5 protein-coding genes are annotated in these 4540 nt (G+C 74.1%); 3 read left to right on the top strand and 2 right to left on the bottom strand.

All coding sequences use genetic code 11. The features are described from left to right. Positions 1-85: 85 nt before the first annotated feature. A complete protein-coding gene (locus ACTIFU_RS22530) occupies positions 86-757 on the bottom strand; it encodes a cytochrome b/b6 domain-containing protein (RefSeq protein WP_439580565.1) in 672 nt (223 codons plus the stop codon). Between the two features lie 91 nt (positions 758-848). On the opposite strand from ACTIFU_RS22530, the gene ACTIFU_RS22525 reads away from it, so the two are divergent. Both ACTIFU_RS22525 and ACTIFU_RS22520 read left to right on the top strand, forming a co-directional pair. Next, positions 849-1589 carry a hypothetical protein gene (locus ACTIFU_RS22525; RefSeq protein ID WP_439580564.1) on the top strand — a complete coding sequence of 247 codons (741 nt, stop codon included), beginning with the start codon at positions 849-851 and terminating at the stop codon, positions 1587-1589. Positions 1590-1669: 80 nt separating this feature from the next. Continuing rightward, on the top strand, positions 1670-3271 hold the full coding sequence (locus ACTIFU_RS22520; protein WP_439580563.1) for a LysM peptidoglycan-binding domain-containing protein: 1602 nt from the start codon (positions 1670-1672) through the stop codon (positions 3269-3271). Positions 3272-3273: 2 nt separating this feature from the next. Here ACTIFU_RS22520 and ACTIFU_RS22515 read toward each other — a convergent pair whose 3' ends face one another. Continuing rightward, positions 3274-3699 carry a hypothetical protein gene (locus tag ACTIFU_RS22515; protein WP_439580562.1) on the bottom strand — a complete coding sequence of 142 codons (426 nt, stop codon included), beginning with the start codon at positions 3697-3699 and terminating at the stop codon, positions 3274-3276. A 10-nt stretch (positions 3700-3709) separates the two neighbouring features. Here ACTIFU_RS22515 and ACTIFU_RS22510 point away from each other — a divergent pair, with 10 nt between their 5' ends. Then, positions 3710-4450 carry a phosphatidylserine decarboxylase gene (locus tag ACTIFU_RS22510; protein ID WP_439580561.1) on the top strand — a complete coding sequence of 247 codons (741 nt, stop codon included), beginning with the start codon at positions 3710-3712 and terminating at the stop codon, positions 4448-4450. Positions 4451-4540: the final 90 nt, after the last annotated feature.

Raw genomic sequence — 4540 nt, 5'->3', positions numbered from 1 at the left:
GTTTCCACAAGAGTGGAAACCGCTCTGGCCGTTCCGTGCGAGCATCTTCACGCACACGGCTGAGTCCAGCCGTGCGCGATCGGCTCTAAACGAGCAGGGTCACCACCGCCCAGACCGTGCCGGCGGCGATCGCCAGCGCGACCGCCGCCGGCGCGATCCCGGCCGGTCGCGGCGCCCGCGTCCCGGCGGGGAGGGGCTTGACGCCCGTCACCATCGCCTCGATCAGCTGATGCCCCGCCAGCCGGTAGGCGAACACCGCCAGCACGTGCACAATGACCACGATCAGCAGCAGGTCCGAGATCCGGTAGTGCCACGTCGTCAGGCGGTCCGACATCTCCTTGCCGGCCAGCGGGAAGAGCGGGCCGCGGAAGATGATGTCGTCGTTGGCGAACAGGCCCGTAGCGCCCTGGGCGAGCACGAGACCAAGCATCAGCATCACCGCCCAGCCGCCGAGCGCATTGTGCGTGGTTTCGTGATCGGGGCGCCGCGCGATCATCGCCTTCAGATGGGCCATCACGGCACCCGGGCCGCGCAGGAAGGAGGCGAAGCGGGCGCTCTCGCTGCCGAACAGGCCCCAGAGGATGCGGAACAGCACCAGCGTCAGCGCGGCGTAGCCGCAGTAGGAATGCAGCCGCATGTCGTGTGCGCGCACGGTCAGGAACGATCCGACCAGCGTGATCGCGAGCGCCCAGTGGAACAGCCGCGTCGGCAGGTCCCAGACCCTGGTCTCGACCGTCGCATCGCCCTCGCCGCGCATCCGCCGCCCCCTCCGATCTTCCGCTGGCGCGACGATAGCCGGCGGAAGCGGCGCATTTGAGCGCACCTCTGCGCGAGCAGGCGAACGTTCGGTGATCGAGGGGATCCTCACGGCGCTCGGGCCCTGGCGTTCGCCCGCGCTTGCGGTTGTCGTTGCGCTCGGCGCTGCCCTGCTCGCGCGGTTGCGGCCGGGCCTGACTGGGCTTGCGGCCGCGCTCGGGCTGCTCGCCGGACTGTTCGACATGTTCGGGGTCATGGTGGTGACGCCACGGATGCTGCCCGAGCGGCTGCCCTGGCTCGTGCTCGGCGCGACGGTCGCGGGGCTGCTGGTGCAGCCCGCCCATCTCGGCGCGCGCGGGAGAGCGACGCTGCTTCTCTGCCTGATCCTGCCGGCGACTTGGTGGATGCTCGGCACGCCGCGGACCGAGGAGGACCTGACCCGGGTGGCGCTGATCGCGCCGGTCGTGACAGCGGCCTTCGCGCTGGCCCTGGCGCAGTGGCGGCGCGAGACCGGCACGCGGCCCGCCTGGCGGGCGGCCATTGCCGCATTGCTGATGGCCGGGGGGCTGTCGGTCGCGGGGGCGCCGGCGCTGTTTCCCGGTCTCGCCGCCTGCATCGCGGCCGCCGCGCTTGGGACGCTGCTGGGCGCGGCCTCGCGGCCGGGCGTACGCGTCGGTGATGCCGGGACGCTGCCGCTCGCGGCCGCGCTCGCCGGGACCGGTGTTGCCGCCGCGCTCGCGTGGCCGGAGGAGATGGTCGTGGCAGCCGCGGCGGTGCCGATCGTCATTCTCGCCGTGCCGTTCCCCGGATCGGACAAGGGCAACCGCACTTGAACGCAGCCGTGCATTGCGGTGACGCGGCCATGACACTAAAGATTCAGTTGGTTGAACAGTAAAAGGGCGGACGGGGGACCATGCGACCGTATGTGGTCGGTCTTCTCGGCCTGCTGACGATCCTCGGCGCCGTGTGGATGGCGCTCGGCGAACGCGACAGGGACCTTGCGAGACTTGTATCGGGCCTGACCCGCGGACCGGACCTGGGCCAGACGGCGCCGGCAGCGCCGGGTGCCGCACCCGCGACGACGCCGGCAGCCCCCCGGCCTGCCGCGCCGCCTCCGCCGCCGGCGGCCGCATCGCCGCCGCGGCCGAGCTTCGACATCGTGCGCCTGAATGCGCGGGGCGACGCGGTGATGGCCGGCCGCGCGGCCCCCCATGCCGACGTGGTCGTGCTCGACGGGACCCGCGAGATCGGCCGGGTGAAGGCCGACGACCGCGGCGAATGGGTGTTCGTTCCCTCGGGTCCGATGCCGCCGGGTGGGCGCGAGCTGTCACTGCGCGCGCGGAACCCCGACGGGACCGTCTGGGAGTCCGCCTCGGCGGTGATACTGGTGGTGCCCGAGCGCGACCGCGACGTTGCTGGACGGCCGGTCGCGCCGGGGAGCGCGCCGCCGCCGATCGCGCTGCTGACACCGCGCGAGCCCGGTGGCGCGCTCCAGGTGCTGCAGGCGCCGCGGACGGATACCCCGCCCGCCGATCCGACCCCCGCGCCGCGGGACCCCCCTGCCGCAGCCGCGCCGGCAGGGCTGGAGCCTGCACCTCCCGTACCGGAGGCGGTTCCGACGCAGCCTGCGGCCGTTGCCCCGGCCGCCCCGGCACCGGCGGCTGCCGCGCCGGCCGCCCCCGCGGTTGCGCCCGCTGCGCCGCCCCGCGCGTCCGCTGCGCCAGCGTCCCCCCCACCTTCCGATGACGCGCCTGCGTCGCCGGCGGCAGCACCGCCGCCCGTTGCCGTCGCGCCACCCGTGCCGACCCAGGTGTCTCCGACGCCGACCGCGCCGCCGGCGTCCGCGCCATCGGTGCCGTCTGGTGCGCTCGCCGCGCCTCGTCCGGATCCGGCTCCGCGGCCGATCGTGACAGCACCGGAGCCGGCTCCGCCGCCGATCACGACAGCGCCTGAGCCGGCTCTGACAGCCGCGCCGCCGCCCGCACCCGCTGCACCGCTGCCGAGGGCACCGAGCGTCGTGGCGGCCGCCCCGCCGGCAATCGCGCAGGGCCGGCCGCCCGGCGGCGTCTCGGTCGATGCGGTCGACTACGGCCCCGGCGGCGATGTCAGCTTCGCGGGGCGGGCCGGGCCCGGCGAGGCGGTGCGGCTCTATCTCGACGGCCAGCATCTCGGCGATACCCGCGCCGATTCTGAGGGGCGTTGGAACCTCGCGCCGGAGGCGCCGATCGAGCCCGGCCGCACTCAGGCGTTGCGCGCCGATCAAGTCGCCGAGGATGGACGCGTCACGGCACGCGTGCAGGTGCCGTTCCAGCGCGCCGAGACGCCGCCTGAGGGGCTGCGCGAAGGCAGCATCATCGTTCAGCCCGGACACTCGCTGTGGCGCATCGCGCGCGAGACCTACGGAAGGGGCGTCCGCTACACGGTCATCTACGAGGCGAACCGCGAGCAGATCCGCAACCCGGACCTGATCTACCCGGGCCAGGTGTTCGTCCTGCCCGTCGAGCGCGGCGGTTGATCTCAGGCCGGCCGGGCGCCCGCGTCGTCCAGCAGGTCGAGGCAGGGGGCAAGGCGGAGCACGAACCGCGTGGCCGCGGCGATCAGTCGGCTGGCGGTTGCCGGCGCCCCGAGATGCTCGACCGCCGCCACCACCACGGCATGCCCCGGGGTCAGCGCAATCCGCCAGTCCTCGTCCCCCTCCACGCGCAGCGCGGCCAGGGCGGCGAACACACCAGGCCGGAGCGCGGCCGCCTCGGCGGTGAACGGGACATGGGCGGCCACCACCGAGAGGCTCAGCCGCGCGTCGTCGTGCAGCTCGGCGCGCACGCGCCGGCCGCGCCAGCGGAACCCGAAACCGACCGGCCGCGATCGGTCGGCGGCATGGAGCACGCCCGCCGCGTCGACCAGAAACGGGCCGAAGCGGCCCAGCGCGCGCGTGGAGATCATCCCGTGCTCTATGCCGCCCCGGCGTAAACCGATCTATAACGCGGCGACCATGAGCCTGCTCGACACCACCGCCTCGGTGCTCGCGCGCCCGCATCGCGCGGGCCTGCCGTTCATCGCGAGCGCCGCCCTGGTGGGGCTGGTGGGCGGGTTCGTCTGGTCGGGGCTGCTGTGGCTCGGCGTGGCGACGGCGCTGTTCTGCGCGTTCTTCTTCCGCGACCCTGACCGCGCCGTGCCGACCCGGGAGGGCCTGATCCTCGCCCCGGCCGACGGGCGGGTGGTCGCGGTCGCGACCGTGCCGCCGCCGCCCGAGCTCGCGCTCGGCCCCGAACCACGCGTGCGCATCGCGACCTTCCTCTCGGTGCTGGACGTCCACGTCAACCGTGCCCCCTGCGCCGGCACGGTCAAGGCGATCGCCTACCATCCGGGCAAGTTCCTCAACGCGGCCGAGGACAAGGCCTCGGAGGAAAACGAGCGCAATGCGATCGCGCTCGAGTTGCCGCACGGTCGCACGATCGCGGTGGTGCAGATCGCCGGGCTGATCGCGCGCCGCATCGTCTGCGAGATCGAGGAGCGCCAGACCCTGCGCGCCGGCCAGCGGATCGGGCTGATCCGCTTCGGCTCCCGGGTCGATCTCTATCTGCCCGAGGGTGCCGCGCCGCTGGTCGCGGTCGGCCAGCGCATGGTCGGCGGCGAGACGGTGATGGCCGATCTCGCCTCCGACGAGCCGGCGCGGACGGCGGAGCGCGTGTGATGCGCCCGCCGCTCACCCCGGCGGTCGAGCGCGGGCGCCACCGCATCAAGCGCCCCTCACGCCCGCGCTTCCGGGGCCTCTCGTTCAACC

Origin of the sequence: Elioraea sp., from assembly GCF_051860475.1 — a bacterium.
GTDB lineage: Bacteria > Pseudomonadota > Alphaproteobacteria > Acetobacterales > Acetobacteraceae > Elioraea.
This window is presented reverse-complemented; position numbering and strand designations above follow the sequence as displayed.